Raw genomic sequence first — 19952 nt, forward strand, 5'->3', positions numbered from 1 at the left:
TCGGACACTCACGCGCTCACCCTTCCAGACGGTCCCTTCCGCGCAGCAGCATCAGCGCCAGATACACCACCATCGAGGTGCCGAGGCCGACCGCCCAGCCGTAGTCCGCGAGGGACCGCAGCGCCGGGATGGGCCGTCCGTCGATCAGCGGTTTGAAGCTCGCGCCGCCGATCGCGAGGACGCCGCCCGCCGCGAAGGCCACCACGGCCCGCCAGTTCCAGCCGCCCTCATACCAGTAACGGCCGCCGGAGCGGTACAGGTCGACCAGGTCCAGCTTGCCGCGGCGCAGGATCCAGTAGTCGGCGATGAGGATGCCGGCCACCGTGCCGAGCAGGCCGCCGACCAGGCCGAGCCAGGTGAAGATGTATCCCTGCGGGTCGGAGTACAGCTTCCACGGGAAGATCAGCACGCCGAGGACGCAGGTCGCGAGGGCGCCGGTACGGAAGCTGATCTTCCTGGGCGCGATGTTGGAGAAGTCGAAGGCCGGCGAGACCAGGTTGGCCGCGATGTTCACGGACAGGGTCGCCACCAGCACGGTCACCAGCGCGTACAGCAGGCCGAGGACGTTGTCGGTCTTCGCGGCGAGCTGGACCGGGTCCCAGATCGTCTGCCCGTACACGGCCTGCGAACCGGAGGTGACCAGCACGGACAGCAGCGCGAACAGCGTCATGGTCGTGGGAAGACCGAGGGCCTGACCCCAGGTCTGCGCCTTCTGCGACTTGCCGTACCGGGTGAAGTCCGGGATGTTCAGCGACAGCGTGGACCAGAAGCCGATCATGCCCATCAGGGACGGCCAGAACAGCTTCCAGAAGCTTCCGCCCCAGCCCAGCTTGGACGGCTGGTCCAGCAGCGGGCCGAACCCGCCCGCCTTGTTGCTCATCCAGATCAGCATCACCAGCGCGCCGACGATCACGAACGGCGCCGCCCAGTTCTCGAAGCGGCGGATCGTCTCCATGCCCCGGTAGATGATGGCGACCTGGAGCACCCAGAAGAGGGCGAACGACAGCCACATCGTCCAGGCGTATCCGCCCACGTGGGAGGCGTTCGCCCAGCTGTCGCCGATCAGCTTCCCGGCGAGGAAGTAGATCGCCTCGCCGCCGATCCAGGTCTGGATGCCGAACCAGCCGCACGCCACCAACGCCCGTACGACGGCGGGGAGGTTGGCGCCCCGGACGCCGAACGAGGCACGTGCGAAGACGGGGAAGGGGATGCCGTACTTCGGGCCCGCGTGCCCGGTGAGCAGCATCGGGATCAGCACGATCACGTTGGCCAGGGCGATGGTGAACACCGCCTGCTTCCAGTCCATGCCGACGGCGATCAGACCGGAGGCGAGGGTCCAGGAGGCCGTGTTGTGGGCCATGCCGACCCACAGCGCGGAGAAGTTGTACGTGGTCCAGGTGCGCTTCTCGATCGGAACCGGAAGCAGGTCCTCGTTGGCGTACGGCCCGATGGGCGGCGGGGACCCCGGGGCGATCTCCACGCGTCCGTCGGCGAGGGTGACTTGAGCGGTCGGCGGTATGGCCGTGGGAGCGGTCTCGGTCATGGGCAGGCCAATCGATGAAGGGCGGATCCGGAAAGGCCGTGCGGGTCTCCGGGTCCCCTCCCCGGGGAGGTGGGGAGGGGAGAACTGGAGTGGGGGGATGGGGAGGGGGAGAGCGGTGGGTCAGGCGTTCAGGGCCGGGATGACTTCCGCGCCGTACGCGTCGATCACGGTCTCCTGGGCGTCGTGCATGTCGTACACGGCGAACTGGTCGACGCCGAGCTCGCGCAGCGCCCGCAGCTTCTCGATGTGCTTCTCGACCGGGCCGATGACGCAGAACCGGTCGACGATCTCGTCGGGGACGAACTGGGTGTCGGGGTTGTCCGCGCGGCCGTGGTGGGAGTAGTCGTACCCCTCGCGGGCCTTGATGTAGTCGGTGAGCTCGTCGGGCACGGCGGCGGAGTGCTCGCCGTACTTGGCGACCAGGTCGGCGACGTGGTTGCCGACCATGCCGCCGAACCAGCGGCACTGCTCCCGGGCGTGGGCGAGGGCCTCGGGCGAGTCGTCCGCGGTGACGTAGGCGGGCGCGGCGACGCAGATCTTGACCTCGGACGGGTCACGTCCGGCGGCCACGGCCGCGTCCTTGACGGCTTTGACCATGTACTCCGTCAGGTAGAGGTCCGCGAGCTGGAGGATGAACCCGTCGGCCTCCTCGCCGGTCATCTTCAGGGCCTTCGGCCCGTACGCGGCCATCCAGACGGGGAGTTCGGCGCCCGGCTTGATCCACGGGAACCTGATCACCGTGCCGCCGAGGTCGGCCTCCTCGCCCCGGCCGAGGGCGCGGATGACCTTCATCGCCTCGCTGATCCGGGCCAGCGTGTTGGGCTTGCGGCCGGCGACGCGCATCGCGGAGTCGCCGCGGCCGATGCCGCAGACGGTGCGGTTGCCGAACATGTCGTTGAGGGTGGCGAAGGTGGAGGCGGTGACCTCCCAGGTACGGGTACCGGGGTTGGTGACCATCGGACCCACGGTCAACTTCTGTGTGTTCGCCAGGATCTGACTGTAGATCACGAACGGCTCCTGCCACAGCACGGCGGAGTCGAAGGTCCAGCCGTACCGGAAGCCGTTGCGCTCGGCCCGCTTCATCAGGCTGACGACCTTCGAGGCCGGCGGGTCGGTCTGCAGGACGAGTCCGAAGTCCATGGGCGCCACTCCTAGTTGAGGTACTGACAGGTGGAGCGCGGGGTGTAGACGCCGTGTCCTGCGCGTCCGGTGTACTCCCGCTCGTTGATGACGACTTCGCCGCGCGAGAGCACCGTCTCGACCCGGCCGGTGACATGCTTGCCCTCGTAGGCCGAGTAGTCGACGTTCATGTGGTGCGTCTCGACGGACATCACCTGCTCGGCGCTGGGGTCGTAGATCACGACGTCGGCATCGGCGCCCGGGGCGATCGTGCCCTTCTTCGGGTAGAGGCCGAACATCCGGGCGGGGGCGGCGCAGGCGATCTCGATCCAGCGGCGGCGGCTGATGTGCCCGTCGACGACGGCCTGGTGGAGCAGGTCCATACGGTTCTCGACGCCCGGCAGACCGTTGGGGATCTTCGAGAAGTCCCCGCGGCCCAGCTCCTTCTGGCCCACGAAGCAGAAGGGGCAGTGGTCGGTGGAGACCACCTGGAGGTCGTTCGTCCTGAGGCCCTGCCAGAGCTTCGCCTGGTGCTCCTTGGGGCGAAGCGGCGTGCTGCACACGTACTTCGAGCCCTCGAAGTCGGGTTCGGCGAGGTTGTCGGTGGACAGGAACAGGTACTGCGGGCAGGTCTCGCCGAAGACCGGCAGCCCCTCGTCCCGCGCCCGCGCCAGTTCGGCCACCGCCTCCATCGCCGAGACGTGCACGACGTACAGCGGGGCGCCCGCGACCTGGGCGAGCTTGATGGCCCGGTGGGTGGCCTCGGCCTCCAGGAGGGCCTTGCGCACCTCACCGTGGTAGCGCGGGTCGGTCTCCCCGCGCTCCAGCGCCTGCTCGACCAGCACGTCGATCGCGATGCCGTTCTCGGCGTGCATCATGATCAGGCCGCCGTTCTCGGCGGAGCGCTGCATGGCGCGCAGGATCTGGCCGTCGTCGGAGTAGAAGACCCCCGGGTAGGCCATGAACTGCTTGAAGGAGGTCACGCCCTCCTCGACCAGCAGGTCCATCTCCTTGAGCGTCTCCTGGTTCACATCGGAGACGATCATGTGGAAGCCGTAGTCGATCGCGCAGTTGCCCTCGGCCTTGGCGTGCCAGGCGTCCAGGCCCTCGCGCAGGGAGTGGCCCACGCTCTGCACGGCGAAGTCCACGATGGTGGTCGTACCGCCCCAGGCGGCGGCCCGGGTGCCGGTCTCGAAGGTGTCGGAGGCGAAGGTGCCGCCGAAGGGGAGCTCCATGTGGGTGTGGGCGTCGACACCACCGGGGATCACGTACTTCCCGGTGGCGTCGATCACCCGCTCGGCACTGAACGCCTCGGCCGCGGGCGTGCCCGAGGCGGCGAGGGCGGCGATGCGGCCGTCCTCGATCAGCACGTCGGCGTGGATCTCGTCGGACGCGGTGATGACGAGGCCACCGCGGATGACGGTACGGCTGCTCATGGTCCCTCTCCTGCCTGGGTGAACGGTTCGGTCAGGGTGCGGTCAGCGGCGGGTAGGCGTCGGGACGGCGGTCGCGGTAGAACTGCCAGCGGTCGCGCACCTCGCGCAGCTTGGCCATGTCCAGGTCGCGGACGACGAGTTCGGTCTCCTTGTCGGAGGCCACCTCGCCGACGAACTGGGCCTCCGGGTCCACGAAGTACGAGGTCCCGTAGAAGTCGTTGTCGCCGAGTTCCTCCACGCCGACCCGGTTGATCGCGCCGACGAAGTACTCGTTGGCGACGGCCGCGGCCGGCTGCTCCAGCTGCCAGAGGTAGGCGGACAGTCCGCGCGAGGTGGCCGACGGGTTGAAGACGATCTCCGCGCCCTCGAGGCCCAGCGCCCGCCAGCCCTCCGGGAAGTGGCGGTCGTAGCAGATGTAGACGCCGATCCGGCCGACGGCGGTGTCGAAGACCGGCCAGCCGGCGTTGCCCGGACGGAAGTAGAACTTCTCCCAGAATCCGGGGACCTGGGGGATGTGGTGCTTGCGGTACTTGCCGAGGTACGAGCCGTCGGCGTCGATCACGGCCGCGGTGTTGTAGAGGACGCCGGGCTGCTCCTCCTCGTACATCGGCAGGATCAGGACGATCCCCAGCTCCTTCGCGAGCGCCTGGAAACGCTTGACGATCGGGCCCTCGGGGATCGCCTCCGCGTACTCGTAGAACGCCTTGTCCTGGACCTGGCAGAAGTACGGTCCGTAGAACAGCTCCTGGAAGCACAGGACTTGAGCGCCCTGAGCGGCCGCGTCCCGGGCCGCCTGTTCGTGCACCGCGATCATCGACTCCTTGTCGCCCGTCCACGCGGTCTGGAAGAGGGCGGCACGGATCACTCTGCTCATCGGGACCTCCGGTCGCTCGGTGTGCGAGAAGACTAGGAAGTCCGAAAAGACGCTTTGAGTTGCACGGTGTCACGTCTGCGGGGGTGCGGCGTGCCACGGTGTCACTCTGTCGTGGGCCCATGTTTCACCGCCGTTTTCCCAGGTCGTCGCATGTTTCAGCCCTGTTGCGCGTCATGCGCGAGGAGCGCGATGTGTACGGAGGCCGCCTGTTCGAAATCGTCGAGGTCGACGCCGAGCCGGCTCTGTATCGCCTCAAGGCGGCGGTAGAGCGCGGGCCGGGAGACATGGTGGAGCTGGGCGGTGCGGGACTTGTTGCGGCCGGTGGCGAGATAGGTGCGCAGCACCGGCAGCAGATCGTCGTCGGCCGAGCGCAGCAGCCCGTCCAGCTCCCGCTCGGCGAAGGACTGCACATGCGGATCGTCCCTGAGCAGCCGGATCAGGCCCCGCAGATGGACGTCCTTCAGGCGTACGACGTCCGGGAGGTCGAGGACCGCCGAGGAGTCCGCCACGGCGTCGGCGACGTGCTGTGCCTCGCGCAGGCCCGCCGGCACGTCGTCCCAGGCGATACGGGGATCGGCGGCGGCCACCACCGTCCGCGCCGCCTCCGAGCGCACCCGGGCCGCGAAGTTCGCGGTGAGCACCGCGGCGTCCTGGTCCCGGGCGAGGCTGAGCAGCACGGCGGTGACCCCGTCGGCCAGTTCGGCGACGAGCCCCGGCAGCCCCACCATCCGCAGCACCCGGTCGAGCCCGGCCACATCCGCGTGCCGTACCACCAGCGGCACGAAGGTCCGCCGGTTGACGGGCAGCCCGGCGGCCCGCGCACGCGGCAACAGCTGCCTCGCCGGTACGACCCCGCTCACCAGGTCGGTCAGCAGGCTCTGCGCCGACTGCTCCTCCCAGGTGTGGGCCGAGGTGCCGCCGAGCATGCGGTGCAGGACGAGGGCCTCGGCGGCCCGGTCGGCGAGCAGCCGTCCGGTGGCCGTGTCGCCCCGGTACCCGCACAGCACGATCCGTCCCCAGCGCTCCCCGCGCCCGCCCAGCTCGGCACGGATCCAGCCGTCGCCCTCGCTGCCGCCGGCCTGCCGGGCGATGCGCTCCCAGTCGCGCAGCACGTCGTCCACGGCGGGCCGCTCCCCCGCCGTGGCGAGGACGCGGTGGGCGAGGTTGGTGACGACGACGGGACAGGCGCTGTGCTGGGCGACCTCGTCGAGGAGCCGTTGCAGCGGGGCGCCCGCGGTGATGAGGCCGGTCAGGGCCGTCCGTACGGACTCCGACAGGCTGACGGCGGCGAACTTCCGCCGTATCAGCCGGGCTTGCACCTCCTCGGTCAACTCCGCGAAGGGGAAGGGCCGGTGGAGGACCACCATCGGCAGCCCGCACCGCTCGGCGGCCCGGCGCATGACGTCCGGCGGCGCCGGGAAGGCGCGTCCGAGCCCGAGGACCACGGCCGCCGCCTCGGCGCTGTGCAGGGACCGGATGTACTCGGCCTGCTTCTCCTCGTCGCCGGCGAGCAGGACGCCGGTGGTGAGGACCATCTCGCCGCCGCTGAGCATGACGCCCACGTCGGGCGCCTCGGCGACGTGCACCCAGCGCACCGGCCGGTCGAGCTGGGCCGCTCCGGCCACCACCTCGGGCTCCCCGGCGAGAACCCGTTCGAGCATGAGGATCTGCCGCACGGACAGCGCCGGCTCCAGGGTCCCGAAGGTGGTGGTCATCGCGTTGTTCCCTTGCTCAGTGCAGTGCTACGTGAGGCTCCTCAGAGCGCGTTCGAGGATCGCGGCGCCCTCCTCGGCCTCGGCGACCGTGAGGGACAGGGGCGGGGCGATGCGCAGGGCGCTGGTGTTGTGGCCGCCGCCCTTGCCGATCAGCAGTCCGTCGGCGCGGGTCGCCTCCAGCACGGCGGCCGCCGCGTCCGGATCGGCCTGGTCCGTCCCGGGCCTGACCAGCTCGACGCCGAGCATCAGCCCGCGGCCCCGCACCTCGCGTACGTGCGGAACCTGCGCGGCGACCGTCCGCAGCCGCTCGATGAGCAGCCCGCCGACGCGCCGGGCGTTGCCCTGGAGGTCGTGTTCCAGCAGGTAGGTGAGGTTGGCGAGACCGGCCGCCATGGTGATCTGGGTGCCGCCGAACGTCGAGATGCTGTTGGCGTCCAGGCAGTTCATGATCTCGGCGCGGGCGACGACCCCGCCGATGGAGCTGCCGTTTCCGATGCCCTTGGCGAAGGTGAGGATGTCCGGCGGTCCGCTCTGTCCGTGCGCCTGCCAGCCCCAGAAGTGGTCGCCGGTGCGGCCCCAGCCGGTCTGCACCTCGTCGGCGATCCACAGGATGCCGCGCTCGGCGAGCACCTCACGGAAGGCCGCGTACAGGCCGTCCGGACCAGAGGTGAAGCCGCCGACCCCCTGGATCGGTTCGGCGATCAGCGCGGCGGGCGGGCGGGTGTGGCCGAGCAGGTCCTTCAGGTCGTCGACGCAGGCGGCGATGAAGTCGGCGTCGCCGAGGGCGGCGTACGGGCCGCGGGTGCGGACGCCGCCGTGGACGTACAGGGTCTGCAGCGGGGACAGCGAGGTCGGCGACCAGCCGCGGTTGCCGGTGATGCCGACCGCGCTGAAGGAGCGGCCGTGGTAGCTGTTGCGCATCGCCAGGACCGTGTTGCTGCGCCGGTAGGTCGTGGCGAGCAGCAGGGCGGTGTCGTTGGCCTCGGTGCCGGAGGTGGTGAAGAAGACACGGGCGTCCGGGATGCCGCTCAACTGGGCGATGCGTTCGGCGAGTTCGACCATCGGGCGGTTGAGGTACAGCGTGGACGAGTGGAGGATCCGCCCGGCCTGCTCGCTGACCGCCTTCGTCACCTCGGGCAGCGCGTGCGCGGTCATCGTGGTGAGGATGCCGCCGAAGAAGTCGAGGTACCGGTTGCCGTCCGAGTCCCAGACATGGCGGCCCTCGCCGTGGGTGATCTCGAGCGGGTTCTCGTAGTAGAGGGCGAGCCAGTCGGGCAGGACGGAACGGTGGCGGGCGTACAGGTCGCTCACGGCTGCACCAGCCCCTCGTACGCGTCGGGCCGGCGGTCCCGGTAGAACGCCCACTGCTGCCTGACGTCCTCGATCAGGTCGAAGTCCAGGTCACGGACCACGAGTTCCTCCTTGCTGTCACTTGCCACGTCACCCACGAACTGTCCACGCGGGTCGACGAAGTAACTCGTCCCGTAGAAGTCGTTGTCGCCGTACTCCTCCTGGCCGACGCGGTTGATCGCGGCGACGAAGTACTCGTTGGCGACGGCCGCGGCGGGCTGCTCCAGGCGCCAGAGGTGGGAGGACAGCCCGCGGTGGGTGGCCGACGGGTTGTAGACCAACTGGGCGCCGTTGAGGCCGAGTTGCCGCCAGCCCTCCGGGAAGTGGCGGTCGTAGCAGATGTATACGCCGACCTTTCCGACCGCGGTGTCGAAGACGGGCCAGCCGATGTTGCCCGGCTTGAAGTAGTACTTCTCCCAGAAGCCCTTGACCTGGGGGATGTGGTGCTTGCGGTACTTGCCGAGGACCGTGCCGTCGGCGTCGATCACGGCCGCGGTGTTGTAGTAGAAACCGGACTGCTCGACCTCGAAGACCGGGACGACGATCACCATGCCGGTCTCGCGGGCGAGCTCCCGCATCCGGCTCACGGTCGGCCCGTCGGGCACCGGCTCGGCCCAGCGGTAGTGCTCGGGTTCCTGCACCTGACAGAAGTAGGGGGCGTTGAAGACCTCCTGGAAACCGATGATCTTCGCACCCTGGCGGGCCGCCTCGCGGGCGTGCTCCTCGTGTTTCGCCACCATGGACTCGGTGTCGCCGGTCCAGGTGGCCTGGACCAGAGCGGCGCGTACGACGTTGGCCATGAGCTGCTCCTTCGGCGGGTCGCAGAGCCTCTACGCCCGTAGAACAGGCCGTAGAGGGACGAACGTAAGCCTCCGGGACGGCCTTGCCAAGACCATCGTCGTCAACCCGCGGGGTCGATCACGTTTCACACTCCGGTGGGTGAGTGCCGGGGCTGGTGGGAGGGGTCGTGGGCGGGGATGGTGGGGTGGCGTCGGGGTGGGTCAGGTGGCGAGGCCGGCGACCCGGAGGGCGTGCACCAGATCCCAGTGTCGCTCGTCCGAGACGCCCCGCGCCGCTTCCAGCAGCAGCGGCACGAGGATGCCCGGGTCGGGCTCGGCACTGCGCGCGGCCTCCTCGGGGGTGCGGACGCGGACGTAGGCGTCGAGCAGCGCACGGACCTCACGGCGGCGCCCGTCGGCGGCCAGCTCCAGCACGGCCCGTCCGATCTCGCCGGCCGGCCGGGCCACGCCCTGCCGGAGGATCTGCTCGCCGTCGCCGTCACGGCCGGCCGCCGTGAGGGCGTCGGCGGCGCCGACCAGCCGCTCGGCGGGCAGGGAGGCGGCCTCCCACAGCAGCGTCGCCCAGTCGGCGCCCAGCCCCGCGCGCTGCAGCTCGGCGGCGAGCAGCGGGAACCGGGCGGCGGGCCAGTGGGCGACCTCGACGAGCAGCGCGTGCGCCTCACCGCTGCGCCCCTCGGCCCGCAACCGCACCAGCCGCTCCACGGTGTCACCGACGTCACGGGCCGCCGCCGCGTCGAGGGCCTCGACAGCCCCCTCCGCCGCTCCCTCGCCCGTCTCCTCCACGCCCCCGGCGAACCGCGCCCCCCGAGGCGTACGACCACCGGCACCGTCCGCGGCGGCCGGCACCTCCACACCCCCGGGCGGCACGACGACCCCCGCGCTCTCCTCCCCCATCCCGGCAAACCGGGCACTGCCCCGACGCCGCTTGCGTTGCTTACGGGAGGGGGGTTCCTGCGCGGGGGCGGAATCCGACGGGGCGGACGGCTGGGCGCCGGAGGCCTGCTGGGTCGACCGGGCGGGAGGCTCGGCGGCGACACCCGGCCGGGTCGACTGGCCGGGGTGCCCGAAGTCGGGGGTCGGGTGGGTGGACGAGGCCGTGTGCCCGAAGCCGGGGGCCGCCTGTTGTACGGCGGGGGCCTGTCGGGCGGAGGTGGACGGGTCGAACGCGGAAGCGGATGGCTGCGCGGCCGGGCGGTCGAAGACCGAGGTCGGGTGCTGGGTGGCGGCAGTGGGTCGTTGCGCTGGGGACGGGGCGGGCTGCGCGGGGTGTGTCGTGCCCGTGGGGCGGGGGGCGTACCCGGCGTCGGTGTGCGCGTCCCGGTGCTCCCGCGCGCTCGGGGTTCCGGGACCGTAGCCGCTCTGCGGGCCGCCCGCGGCCGTGGGATCGTGCGCGGTGCGCTGCTGCGGGAAACCGGTGTCCTGTGCGCCCCACCCGCCTCCGCGCCCCTCGTCCGCGGAGGTGCCGGCGCGCCCCTCTTCACCGGGGCGTCCGGCGTGGGCGCCCTGACGTGTGCGGTCACCGTCCACGCGGTACATCTCGCCCGCGAGCCGTCCCCGGCGCATCGCGGTGGCCCGGCCGCCCGCCAGCTGTCGGTCCAACTCGGACATCCGGGACCGGAGTTCCGCACAGCGGGCGGTGGCGCGCTCATGGTCGTCGCGGGCCCAGGCGAGGTCGAGGCGGAGGGCGTCGGCCTCCTCGCGGGTGGTCGCGGAGGCCAGCAGACGGCCCAGCTGCGCCTGGCGTTCGGCGGCGTAGCGCTGTTCGCGGAGCATGACGTCCAGCCGGTCGCCGAGCGCGTCACGTGCGCCGGGACGGGCGTCGTACGCGGTGAGCGCGGCGGCGTGCAGTGCGCGGGCCCGCCCCAGTTCGGGCGCCACCACGGCCGGACCCCGTTCGGTGACGAGATCCTGCAGCAGCGCTTCCACCACGTCCCACGGTGGCACTTCACGTCCGTCGAGACAGGCCCGCATGCCGTCCGGGTCGCGCTGCCAGAACACCGCGCACCAGCCCCCGGACTGGTTGAGGCGTGCCAGCAGGCCGTTGAGGTAGTTCGCGAACTCCCGTACCTGCCCCGGGAGTTGATCAACAGCCATCGCCCAACTCCCGCCTGACCGGAGCACTCCGGTTCCGTAGGCAACACCAATCGTGTTACGGGGTTGCTACGGGGAGTTTTCAACGGGCGCGCGGACGCCTCATTGCGGGATCTTGACCGAGAAGCGTCAGACCGGCACCAGCGCGCACCGCTCGACCAGTTCGTCCATCGACAGCCCGAGCGCCCGCGCGAGCGCGGCGACGGTGAAGAAGGCCGGGGTCGGCGCCCGCCCGGTCTCGATCTTGCGGAGCGTCTCCGCTGAGATCCCGGCCTCGGCCGCGACCTCCGTCATGCTCCGCCCGCCACGGGCCTCGCGGAGCATCCGGCCGAGCCGCTCGCCGCGTTCGCGCTCTTCGGGGGTGAGAGGGGTGCGCACCATGCCGTCATTCTAATCCGGCATTTCAACCCGGTCGAATAAGCCGGTATATTAATTGGCATGGTGGAACTCAAGACGGACACAGCGATCGAGGCCATGTACGAGGCGGGACAGGTGGTCGGGCGCGCCCTGACGGCCGCACGGGAAGCCGCCGACGTGGGCGTTTCCCTGCTGGAGCTGGACGAGGTGGCCCGCGGGGTGCTCAGGGAGGCGGGCGCCTCCTCCCCCTTCCTCGGCTACCGCCCCTCCTTCGCCCCCGTCCCCTTCCCGGCCGTCATCTGCGCCTCGGTGAACGACGCGATCGTGCACGGCATCCCGACCGGCTACCGGCTGCGCGACGGCGACCTCGTCTCCCTCGACTGCGGTGCCGAACTGGGCGGCTGGGTCGGCGACTCGGCGATCAGCTTCACGGTGGGCACCCCTCGCCCCGAGGACCTGCGGCTGATCGAGACGGCCGAGCGCGCGCTCGCGGCCGCCGTCGAGGTCGCGGTCGTCGGCAACCGCATCGGCGACATCGCCCACGCGATCGGCACGGTGTGCAGGACGGCCGGCTACGGCATCCCGGACGGCTTCGGCGGTCACGGCATCGGCCGTCGTATGCACGAGGACCCGGGCGTGCCGAACGAGGGCCGTCCCGGCCGCGGCTTCCCGCTGCGCCACGGCATGGCCATCGCCATCGAGCCGATGCTGATCGGCGGCGGCAAGGACGACTGGCACACGGCGCCGGACGGCTGGACCCTGCGCACGAACGACGGCTCCCGCGCGGCCCACGTCGAGCACACGGTGGCGATCATGGACGCGGGCCCGCGCATCCTGACCGAGCGCCGGTAGCCTCCCCACCTGATCATCGGAGACGCCGGGTGCACCGGGCGGCCCACTCCTGAGCGGCGTGTCGTCGGTACAGAGCGAGCGGAACCGCAAAGGGCGAGCGGTACTTCGCCGGCGAGGACGGGACCGACGAAGGTGCCACCGCCCCCCATCCGTGCGAAGGTGTTCTACGGACGCGCGCCCGAGGTGTAACCGGCTGCGGCACTGGTTACCCGGCCCCGGCACGTCGATCAGCGAGGGTGTCCCAGACCCGCGCAGGGACGCCGGATGGGAACGCCATGACCAGCGGCTTCAGCGGACCAGAGGGCTACGACCCGTTCAGCGAGTTCTTCGCCCGTTTCTTCGGCGGACCCCGGCAGGGCCCCCGGCAGATAGACATCGGCCGGCTGCTCAGTCAGCCCGCCCGGGAACTGGTCCGCGGCGCAGCCCAGTACGCCGCCGAGCACGGCAGCCGGGACCTCGACACCCAGCACCTGCTGCGCGCGGCCCTGTCGACCGAGCCGACCCGCAGCCTGCTCAGCCGGGCCGGCGCGGACCCCGACTCGCTGGCGTCGGAGATCGACGAACGCTCCGGCCCCGCCCAGCACTCATCCGACGAGGCGCCCGCGCCGACCTCCCTCTCGCTCACGCCGGCCGTCAAGCGCGCCCTGCTCGACGCGCACGAGCTGGCCCGCGCGAGCGGAACCGGCTACATCGGCCCCGAGCACGTGCTCAGCGCCCTGGCCGCGAACCCGGACTCGGCCGCCGGGCACATCCTCAACTCCGCCCGGTTCGCCCCGGCCAACCTGCCGCCGGAGGCCCCCGAAGCGGCACAGACCCGTGGCGAACGGCCGCGCTCCACCGGAACGCCCACCCTCGACAAGTACGGCCGCGACCTGACCGACCTGGCCCAGCAGGGCCGCATCGACCCGGTGATCGGCCGGGACGACGAGATCGAGCAGACCATAGAGGTGCTGTCCCGGCGCGGCAAGAACAACCCGGTGCTGATAGGGGACGCCGGTGTCGGCAAGACCGCCATCGTGGAGGGGCTCGCCCAGCGGATCGCCGACGGGGACGTGCCCGACGTGCTGACCGGGCGCCGGGTCGTGGCCCTGGACCTGACCGGCGTGGTCGCGGGCACCCGCTACCGCGGCGACTTCGAGGAACGCCTCAACAACATCGTCGGCGAGATCCGCGCCCACTCCGACCAACTGATCGTCTTCATCGACGAGTTGCACACCGTCGTCGGCGCCGGAGGCGGTGGCGAGGGCGGGGCGATGGACGCCGGGAACATCCTCAAACCGGCCCTCGCCCGTGGGGAGCTCCACATCGTCGGCGCGACCACGCTGGAGGAGTACCGCCGGATCGAGAAGGACGCGGCGCTGGCCCGCCGCTTCCAGCCGATCCTGGTCCCCGAGCCGTCCGTCCCCGACACCATCGAGATCCTGCGCGGACTGCGCGACCGCTACGAGGCCCACCACCAAGTCAGTTACAGCGACGAGGCGCTGGTCGCCGCCGTGGAGATGTCCGACCGCTATCTCACCGACCGCCGGCTGCCCGACAAGGCCATCGACCTCATCGACCAGGCGGGCGCCCGGGTACGGCTGCGCGCCCGCACCAAGGGCACGGACGTACGGACCCTGGAGCGCGAGGTCGAGCAGCTGACCCGGGACAAGGACCAGGCCGTCGCCGACGAGCAGTACGAGCAGGCGACCCAACTGCGCGACCGCATCGGTGAGTTGAAGCGGCAGATCACAGCGGCGACCGGGAACGAGGAGGCCGATGAGGGACAGTTGGAGGTGAGTGCGGAGGCCATCGCCGAGGTGGTGTCCCGGCAGACCGGCATCCCGGTCAGCAGCCTCACCCAGGAGGAGAAGGAACGCCTGCTCGGCCTGGAGGAGCATCTGCACCAGCGGGTCGTCGGCCAGGACGAGGCCGTGAGCGTGGTCGCCGAGGCCGTCCTGCGCTCCCGCGCCGGACTCTCCAGCCCCGACCGGCCGATCGGCAGCTTCCTCTTCCTCGGCCCGACCGGCGTCGGCAAGACCGAACTGGCCCGCGCCCTCGCCGAGGCCCTGTTCGGCAGCGAGGAGCGCATGGTCCGGCTGGACATGAGCGAGTACCAGGAGCGCCACACCGTCAGCCGTCTGGTCGGCGCCCCGCCCGGATACGTCGGCCACGAGGAGGCGGGCCAGCTCACCGAGGTCGTGCGCAGGCACCCGTACTCGCTGCTGCTCCTGGACGAGGTGGAGAAGGCCCATCCGGACGTCTTCAACATCCTGCTGCAGGTGCTGGACGACGGGCGGCTGACCGACTCCCAGGGCCGCACGGTCGACTTCACCAACACGGTGATCGTCATGACCAGCAACCTCGGCTCGGACGCGATCAGCCGGCGCGGCGCCGGCATCGGCTTCGGCTCGACGGGCACCGAAGCGGACGAGGAGGCCCGTCGGGAGCAGATCCTGCGCCCCCTGCGCGACCACTTCCGCCCGGAGTTCCTCAACCGCATCGACGAGATCGTCGTATTCCGCCAGCTGACGGGTGATCAACTCAGGCAGATCACCGATCTGTTGCTGGAGAAGACCCGTCGCCTGATGCACGCCCAGGGCATCACGACCGAGTTCACGGCCGCGGCGGTCGACTGGCTGGCGGAGCGCGGCTTCGAGCCGGAGTACGGCGCGCGTCCGCTGCGCCGCACCATCCAGCGCGAGGTCGACAACCACCTGTCCCGGCTGCTCCTCAACGGGACGATCGCGGAGGGCAGCCGGGTCACGGTGGACGTCAAGGACGGACGCCTGGAGTTCCTCACGGACAAGGGGCAGTGAGGGGCGGGCGGTTACGGCGCCGAGGGGTCGACCACCCGGGCCGACCCGCCTCCCCGGCGCACGGTCTCGGCGGCGGCCAGCCACTTGCCGCCGGGCAGCCGCTGCACCCCGGTGGCGGCCCCGATCTCCGGGTTCAGCGAGAAGGCGTGGCCGATGGCCTCCAGCCTGCTCCGCACGTCGCTGTTGTAGAGGGCGGGTTCGAGGTCGGTCTTGGCGGCGTTGCGCTGGCTGGCGCGCGGCGCGGCGATCGCGTCGACGAGCGGCAGGTGCCGGTCCAGGAACTCGGTCAGTACCTGCAGCACGGTCGTGATGATGGTCGCCCCGCCGGGCGAACCCACCGCCACCACGGGGACGTCGTGCCGGTCGAGCACGATCGTCGGCGAGATGGAGGAGCGCGGCCGCTTGCCCGGTCCCGGCAGGTTCGGGTCGTGCACGGCGGGGTTGGCCGGCGCGAAGGAGAAGTCGGTCAGCTCGTTGTTGAGCAGGAACCCGCGCCCGGGCACCGTGATCGCGCTGCCGCCCGTCTGCTCGATGGTGAGGGTGTAGGACACGACGTTGCCCCACTTGTCGGCCACCGTCAGATGCGTGGTGTTCTCGCCCTCGTACGTCGTCGGAGCCGCCGTACCGCCGGCGCCGCACGCCGCCGGATGCCGCGGGTCCCCCGGCGCCACCGGGCTGGTCAGCACCGCGTCGTCCTTGATGAGGCAGGCCCGCGAGTCGGCGAACCGCTGTGACAGCAGTCCCCGCGTCGGTACGTCCTCGAACGCCGGGTCGCCGACCCAGCGCCCCCGGTCGGCGAACGCGATCCGGCTGGCCTCGATGAAGTGGTGCAGGTACTGGACCTCGCTCGCCTTCGAAAGGTCCGTGTTCTCAAGGATGTTGAGCGCCTCACCGACCGTCGTGCCGCCGGAGGAGGAGGGGGCGATCGAGAAGACCTTCAGCCCGCGGTAGCCCGTCTCGGTCGGCGCCTGGAGCTTGGCGCGGTAGCCGGCGAGGTCCTTGTCGGAGAGCTTGCCCGGTCGCGCGTTCCAGCCCGAGGCCGGGTCCACCGGCGGACGGTTCACTGTGTCGACGATGTCCTGCCCGAGATCGCCGTGGTAGATCGCACCGACCCCCTTGCGTCCCAGCTCCTGGTAAGTGCCGGCGAGTTCGGGGTTCTTGAAGGTGGATCCGACCACGGGCAGCCGGCCGCCCGGCAGGAAGAGCTTCGCCGTGTCCGGGAAGTAGCGGAACCGCGTCTCGTTCGACGCGGTCTGCGTACGGAACGTGTCATCGACGGTGAAGCCGTCGCGGGCGATTCTCTCGGCCGGCTTCAGCACCGTGCCGAGCTTTCTGCTGCCCCACTTGTCCAGGGCCGTCTGCCAGGTCGCGGGCGTGCCCGGCGTACCGACGCTCAGGCCGCTGCTGACGGCGTCGGCGAAGGCGAGCGGCTTGCCGTTCTCCACGAACAGCTGGGAGTTTGCGGTCAGCGGCGCCGTCTCCCGGCCGTCGATGGTGTGCACCGTACGGGACTTGGCGTTGTAGTAGACGAAGTAGCCGCCGCCTCCGATGCCGGAGGAGTAGGGCTCGGTGACGCCCAGCGCGGCGGCCGTCGCGACGGCCGCGTCGACCGCGTTGCCGCCCTTCCTCAGTACCTCGATTCCGGCGGCGGTGGCGTCGGCGTCGACGCTGGCGACCGCGCCGCCGTAGCCGACCTGGACCGGAACCTTCGCCAGTGCTCCGCTCGTTGGAGTGGTCGGCGGGGCCGCCGCTCCCACCGACACCACGGCGGCCGAGACCGCCAGGACCGACAGTTTCCGCGCGACAGGGCGACGCATCACTACCTCCAGTCCAAGACCGTCCGCGCAGCGTAACCACATCACACGGGGCCTCGACAGACCCCTTCCGGCTCCTGTCACGCGAACGCCACACATCGAACACCGGTACGTACCCGCCACGTCGGACCGCTACCATGCGCGCCCATGAACGACGACGTGCGCAACATCGTCCTGGGTGTGGTCGCCGCCGGCATCTCCGCCGCGCTCGGCTGGCTGGCCCGTACGTATCTGTGGCGGCGCAAACTCCGCCGCAAGCAGGCGTTCTTCGGGCTGCCGGACAATTCGGAGTCGCTGCTGGTGGTCAACCGAGGAGCCGGCGGGCCCGAGTTGACCGTGATGCGCTACGACGTGTTCGCGCTGCTGGAACTCTCCGCCCTGATCAAGGACTGCCACGCCCACGCACAGGTACTGCCGCACGACGCGGCACGTCAGGGTTTCGGCGAGCGCACCGAGTTCTGCGTGGGCGGCCCGGCCTCGAACCGCCGCATGATGGCGCATCTGGCCTCCCTGCTTCCGGGCGTGCGGGTGAACGTGGACCCCGAGCCGGGTCCCGACCGCGGCGCCTTCCAGGTCGGCACCGAGCGTTACCGGGTGGAGCCGGGCCGGGAGGAGTACGCGCTGCTGGCCCGGCTCACCGTCGACCAGAGCCCCCGGGCGCGCCCGGTCTTCCTCTTCTGCGGCCAGACCGCGATCACCAACCAGGCGGCCACCCGCTATCTCGCCCGCAACCACGAGCGGTTGGCCCGCAAGCACGGCGACGACTCCTTCGTGCTGCTGCTGAAGGTGGTCAACTCGCAGGCGTACGGCCCGGACGTGGTCGAACTGGTCGCGGACGTGACCCGGGAGGCCAAGACCCCGCTCCCCGCTCCGGCGGCTCCACGCAACTCCCACCGCGCGTCCTGAATTGATTCACACCACAACAATCGTTACTGGCACGTAACTTACCGGCGGGTTACCTCAAGTAAGGTGCCGCGGTTACCGTCTGGTCACTTTGCACTGTCCGAGTGAGGAGTGACCGTGGGACATCGCCGCAACGCCCTGCGTACGACCGCCGTGGGAGCCGTCTCCGCGACGCTGATCGCCGGCGGGGTCCTCGGGGTCGCCCCCACCGCGCAGGCCGCGAGCGCCGTCCGCTTCGTCGACATCACCGGCGACGGCGGCACCGTGCTCAAGGCGAACGTCGTCCTGCCCCCGGGCGCGGACGGCACCCGCCGCTACCCGCTGCTCGTCCTGCCCACCAGCTGGGGCTTCCCGCAGGTCGAGTACCTCGCCCAGGCTCAGAAGCTCGCCGACTCCGGTTACGTGGTGGTCGGTTACAACGTCCGCGGCTTCTGGCAGTCCGGCGGCGAGATAGAGGTGGCCGGACCGCCCGACACCGCCGACGCCTCGAAGGTCATCGACTGGGCGCTCGCCAACACCCCCGCGGACGCAGGGCACATCGGCATGGCGGGTGTCTCCTACGGCGCCGGCATCAGTCTGCTCGCGGCCGCGCACGACAAGCGGATCAAGGCGGTCGCCTCGCTCAGCGGCTGGGCCGACCTGATCGGCTCGATCTACTCCGGCCGCACCCAGCACGTGCAGGCAGCGGCGCTGCTGGACGGGGTGAGCGTGGTCACCGGCCGGCAGGACCCCGCAGTGCGCCAGCTCTTCGACGACTTCTACGCCTCCAACCTGTCGAAGGAGCAGGAGCTCGTCGACTGGGGGAAGAAACGTTCCCCCGTCACTTATGTGGACCAGCTGAACAAGAACGGCACGGCGGTCATGCTCGCCAACTCCTGGGGCGACACGGTCTTTCCGCCCAACGAGTACGCGGACTTCTACGAGAGGCTGACCGGTCCGAAGAGACTGGAGTTCCGCCCCGGCGATCACGCGACCCCCGAACTGACCGGTCTGTTCGGCGTGCCCAACGACGTGTGGAGCGACACCGGGCGCTGGTTCGACCACTACCTCAAGGGGGCGGACAACGGCATCGACCGGGAGCAGCCGGTCCAGCTCAAGTCCCGTTCCACGGGCGGCTACGAGGGGTATCCGGACTGGAAGTCGGTCGCCGCGACCGAACGGAAGATCGCCCTGGCCGGCCCGACCACGATCCACACCAACGTCGACTCCGGGGCGGACGGCGGGATCGTCTTCCTCTCCAGCATCCTCGACCAGGTCGCGCAGCTCCCGCCGGTCGCGTCCATCCCGCTGCTCCCCCGCCGCTGGGCCGCCGTGTGGCAGTCGGAGCGGTACGGCACGGCCCAACACGTGCGCGGCACGGCCAGGTTGCACACCACCCTCACCCCGACGAACGAGAGCGGCACCCTCGTCGCCTACCTCTACGACGTGGGGCCGCTCGGCCTGGGCAAGCTGGTCAGCAACGCGCCCTACACCTTCCACGGACGGACCCCCGGAAGGCCGTTCGGCGTCGACCTGGAGCTGTTCTCCACGGCCTACGACGTCCCGGCGGGGCACCGTCTCGCGCTGGTCGTCGACACGGTGGATCCTCTGTACATCGAACACAACCCGTCCGGCGCGCAGCTGACCTTCTCCTCGCCGGCGAACGACCCGTCGTACGTGTCGATCCCGCTGCGCGAGCAGTGATCTCCGGCTGCCGCCGGGCGGATACGGTGTGATCTCCCCCTTGCTCACTCACTCCCGGCTGTGTCGTGGTTGCCGCAAACTAACCGGACGGGAGTGGAGGCGATAACCCGACACGCACTTATCGGGCATTAGCCGTATTTACGTCGATTCACGGGCCAAAGGATCACGTCTCCGCGACTTCGGCATACACCTGCGACAGCTCGGGGGCCCCGCTCGCGGCCCACTCGTGCCCCGACTCCACGACGTCGAACTCGCGGCCGGACTCCAGCCGGATCACCGGCTGGCCGTCCGACCGGATCTCCCAGGCGGCGCCGGGCACGCCCCGCACGATGACGGTGCCCAGATAGAGGCCGGCGTCGTTGCCCAGCCAGGGCTCGTTCTCCTCCTCGTCCCGCCAGCGCGGCAGCAGCTGGTCGAGGGCCTCCAACGAGTCGACGGTGTCGTCGAGCCGGACACCCTCCTCGGCAGCCAGGGAGCGCAGCAGCTCGCACTCGGCGAGGAGTTCGGCGATGCCCTCGGGATCGAGGTCGCCGTATTTCTCGTGCCGGTCGCCCAGAAAAGGGATCTTCATACACCCAGCGTGTCATTCGCACCCTCGTACGCACCACAGGCGCGCG

General features: G+C 70.7%; 15 protein-coding genes. 4 read left to right on the forward strand and 11 right to left on the reverse strand.

The window, feature by feature from the left end:
- Positions 1-16 precede the first annotated feature (16 nt).
- The 9 genes from ACWCQ1_RS11815 to ACWCQ1_RS11855 all read right to left on the reverse strand — a co-directional run bounded on the left by ACWCQ1_RS11815 (position 17) and on the right by ACWCQ1_RS11855 (position 11309).
- Positions 17-1543 (reverse strand): NCS1 family nucleobase:cation symporter-1, encoded by a 1527-nt coding sequence (locus ACWCQ1_RS11815; RefSeq protein WP_133041795.1) that lies wholly within the window; start codon positions 1541-1543, stop codon positions 17-19.
- Positions 1544-1663: 120 nt separating this feature from the next.
- Positions 1664-2683: a TIGR03842 family LLM class F420-dependent oxidoreductase gene (locus ACWCQ1_RS11820; protein WP_133041794.1), complete on the reverse strand. Its 1020-nt coding sequence runs from the start codon at positions 2681-2683 to the stop codon at positions 1664-1666.
- 11 nt (positions 2684-2694) lie between these two features.
- A complete protein-coding gene (hydA, locus tag ACWCQ1_RS11825; RefSeq protein ID WP_451026366.1) occupies positions 2695-4098 on the reverse strand; it encodes a dihydropyrimidinase in 1404 nt (467 codons plus the stop codon).
- A gap of 31 nt (positions 4099-4129) precedes the next feature.
- Entirely contained in the window at positions 4130-4972 is an 843-nt protein-coding gene (locus ACWCQ1_RS11830) for a nitrilase-related carbon-nitrogen hydrolase (RefSeq protein WP_133041792.1), read from the reverse strand.
- Between the two features lie 155 nt (positions 4973-5127).
- On the reverse strand, positions 5128-6687 hold the full coding sequence (locus ACWCQ1_RS11835) for a PucR family transcriptional regulator (protein WP_451026367.1): 1560 nt from the start codon (positions 6685-6687) through the stop codon (positions 5128-5130).
- 27 nt (positions 6688-6714) lie between these two features.
- Complete coding sequence (locus tag ACWCQ1_RS11840) at positions 6715-7998, reverse strand: aspartate aminotransferase family protein (RefSeq protein WP_358596495.1); 1284 nt, start codon at positions 7996-7998, stop codon at positions 6715-6717.
- Complete coding sequence (locus tag ACWCQ1_RS11845; RefSeq protein ID WP_133041789.1) at positions 7995-8837, reverse strand: nitrilase-related carbon-nitrogen hydrolase; 843 nt, start codon at positions 8835-8837, stop codon at positions 7995-7997. Before ACWCQ1_RS11845 ends, ACWCQ1_RS11840 begins: the two co-directional genes overlap by 4 nt.
- A 201-nt stretch (positions 8838-9038) precedes the next feature.
- The gene (locus ACWCQ1_RS11850; protein WP_451026368.1) at positions 9039-10931 is read right to left on the reverse strand and encodes a hypothetical protein; all 1893 of its coding nucleotides are present in this window, start codon (positions 10929-10931) and stop codon (positions 9039-9041) included.
- Between the two features lie 126 nt (positions 10932-11057).
- Complete coding sequence (locus ACWCQ1_RS11855; RefSeq protein ID WP_133041787.1) at positions 11058-11309, reverse strand: helix-turn-helix domain-containing protein; 252 nt, start codon at positions 11307-11309, stop codon at positions 11058-11060.
- A 57-nt stretch (positions 11310-11366) separates the two neighbouring features.
- Here ACWCQ1_RS11855 and map point away from each other — a divergent pair, with 57 nt between their 5' ends.
- Positions 11367-12137: a type I methionyl aminopeptidase gene (map, locus tag ACWCQ1_RS11860; RefSeq protein ID WP_133041786.1), complete on the forward strand. Its 771-nt coding sequence runs from the start codon at positions 11367-11369 to the stop codon at positions 12135-12137.
- Positions 12138-12412: 275 nt separating this feature from the next.
- Positions 12413-14935, forward strand: a complete 2523-nt coding sequence (locus ACWCQ1_RS11865) for an ATP-dependent Clp protease ATP-binding subunit (RefSeq protein ID WP_358596504.1) — start codon at positions 12413-12415, stop codon at positions 14933-14935.
- A gap of 11 nt (positions 14936-14946) precedes the next feature.
- Here the strand turns inward: ACWCQ1_RS11865 and ggt are convergent, their stop codons facing one another.
- A complete protein-coding gene (gene ggt, locus ACWCQ1_RS11870; RefSeq protein WP_358596507.1) occupies positions 14947-16752 on the reverse strand; it encodes a gamma-glutamyltransferase in 1806 nt (601 codons plus the stop codon).
- 144 nt (positions 16753-16896) lie between these two features.
- On the opposite strand from ggt, the gene ACWCQ1_RS11875 reads away from it, so the two are divergent.
- Together ACWCQ1_RS11875 and ACWCQ1_RS11880 are read left to right on the forward strand one after the other, a co-directional pair.
- On the forward strand, positions 16897-17655 hold the full coding sequence (locus ACWCQ1_RS11875) for a hypothetical protein (RefSeq protein ID WP_207929657.1): 759 nt from the start codon (positions 16897-16899) through the stop codon (positions 17653-17655).
- A gap of 114 nt (positions 17656-17769) precedes the next feature.
- A complete protein-coding gene (locus tag ACWCQ1_RS11880; protein WP_451026369.1) occupies positions 17770-19335 on the forward strand; it encodes a CocE/NonD family hydrolase in 1566 nt (521 codons plus the stop codon).
- A gap of 163 nt (positions 19336-19498) precedes the next feature.
- On the opposite strand, the gene ACWCQ1_RS11885 is transcribed toward ACWCQ1_RS11880, so the two are convergent.
- Positions 19499-19906, reverse strand: coding sequence for a DUF6278 family protein (locus tag ACWCQ1_RS11885; protein ID WP_358596516.1), 408 nt, complete (start codon positions 19904-19906; stop codon positions 19499-19501).
- Between the last annotated feature and the right edge of the window lie 46 nt (positions 19907-19952).

The sequence above is a fragment of the Streptomyces sp. NPDC002144 genome, assembly GCF_053593695.1.

Bases quoted from the DNA above. Each gene is read 5' to 3' on its own strand.
- ACWCQ1_RS11875 (WP_207929657.1), top strand. From the start codon at position 16,897: ATGAACGACGACGTGCGCAACATCGTCCTGGGTGTGGTCGCCGCCGGC.
- map (WP_133041786.1), top strand. From the start codon at position 11,367: ATGGTGGAACTCAAGACGGACACAGCGATCGAGGCCATGTACGAGGCG.
- ACWCQ1_RS11835 (WP_451026367.1), bottom strand. From the start codon at position 6,687: ATGACCACCACCTTCGGGACCCTGGAGCCGGCGCTGTCCGTGCGGCAG.
- hydA (WP_451026366.1), bottom strand. From the start codon at position 4,098: ATGAGCAGCCGTACCGTCATCCGCGGTGGCCTCGTCATCACCGCGTCC.
- ACWCQ1_RS11815 (WP_133041795.1), bottom strand. From the start codon at position 1,543: ATGACCGAGACCGCTCCCACGGCCATACCGCCGACCGCTCAAGTCACC.
- ACWCQ1_RS11885 (WP_358596516.1), bottom strand. From the start codon at position 19,906: ATGAAGATCCCTTTTCTGGGCGACCGGCACGAGAAATACGGCGACCTC.
- ACWCQ1_RS11845 (WP_133041789.1), bottom strand. From the start codon at position 8,837: ATGGCCAACGTCGTACGCGCCGCTCTGGTCCAGGCCACCTGGACCGGC.
- ggt (WP_358596507.1), bottom strand. From the start codon at position 16,752: ATGCGTCGCCCTGTCGCGCGGAAACTGTCGGTCCTGGCGGTCTCGGCC.
- ACWCQ1_RS11830 (WP_133041792.1), bottom strand. From the start codon at position 4,972: ATGAGCAGAGTGATCCGTGCCGCCCTCTTCCAGACCGCGTGGACGGGC.
- ACWCQ1_RS11865 (WP_358596504.1), top strand. From the start codon at position 12,413: ATGACCAGCGGCTTCAGCGGACCAGAGGGCTACGACCCGTTCAGCGAG.
- ACWCQ1_RS11850 (WP_451026368.1), bottom strand. From the start codon at position 10,931: ATGGCTGTTGATCAACTCCCGGGGCAGGTACGGGAGTTCGCGAACTAC.
- ACWCQ1_RS11820 (WP_133041794.1), bottom strand. From the start codon at position 2,683: ATGGACTTCGGACTCGTCCTGCAGACCGACCCGCCGGCCTCGAAGGTC.
- ACWCQ1_RS11855 (WP_133041787.1), bottom strand. From the start codon at position 11,309: ATGGTGCGCACCCCTCTCACCCCCGAAGAGCGCGAACGCGGCGAGCGG.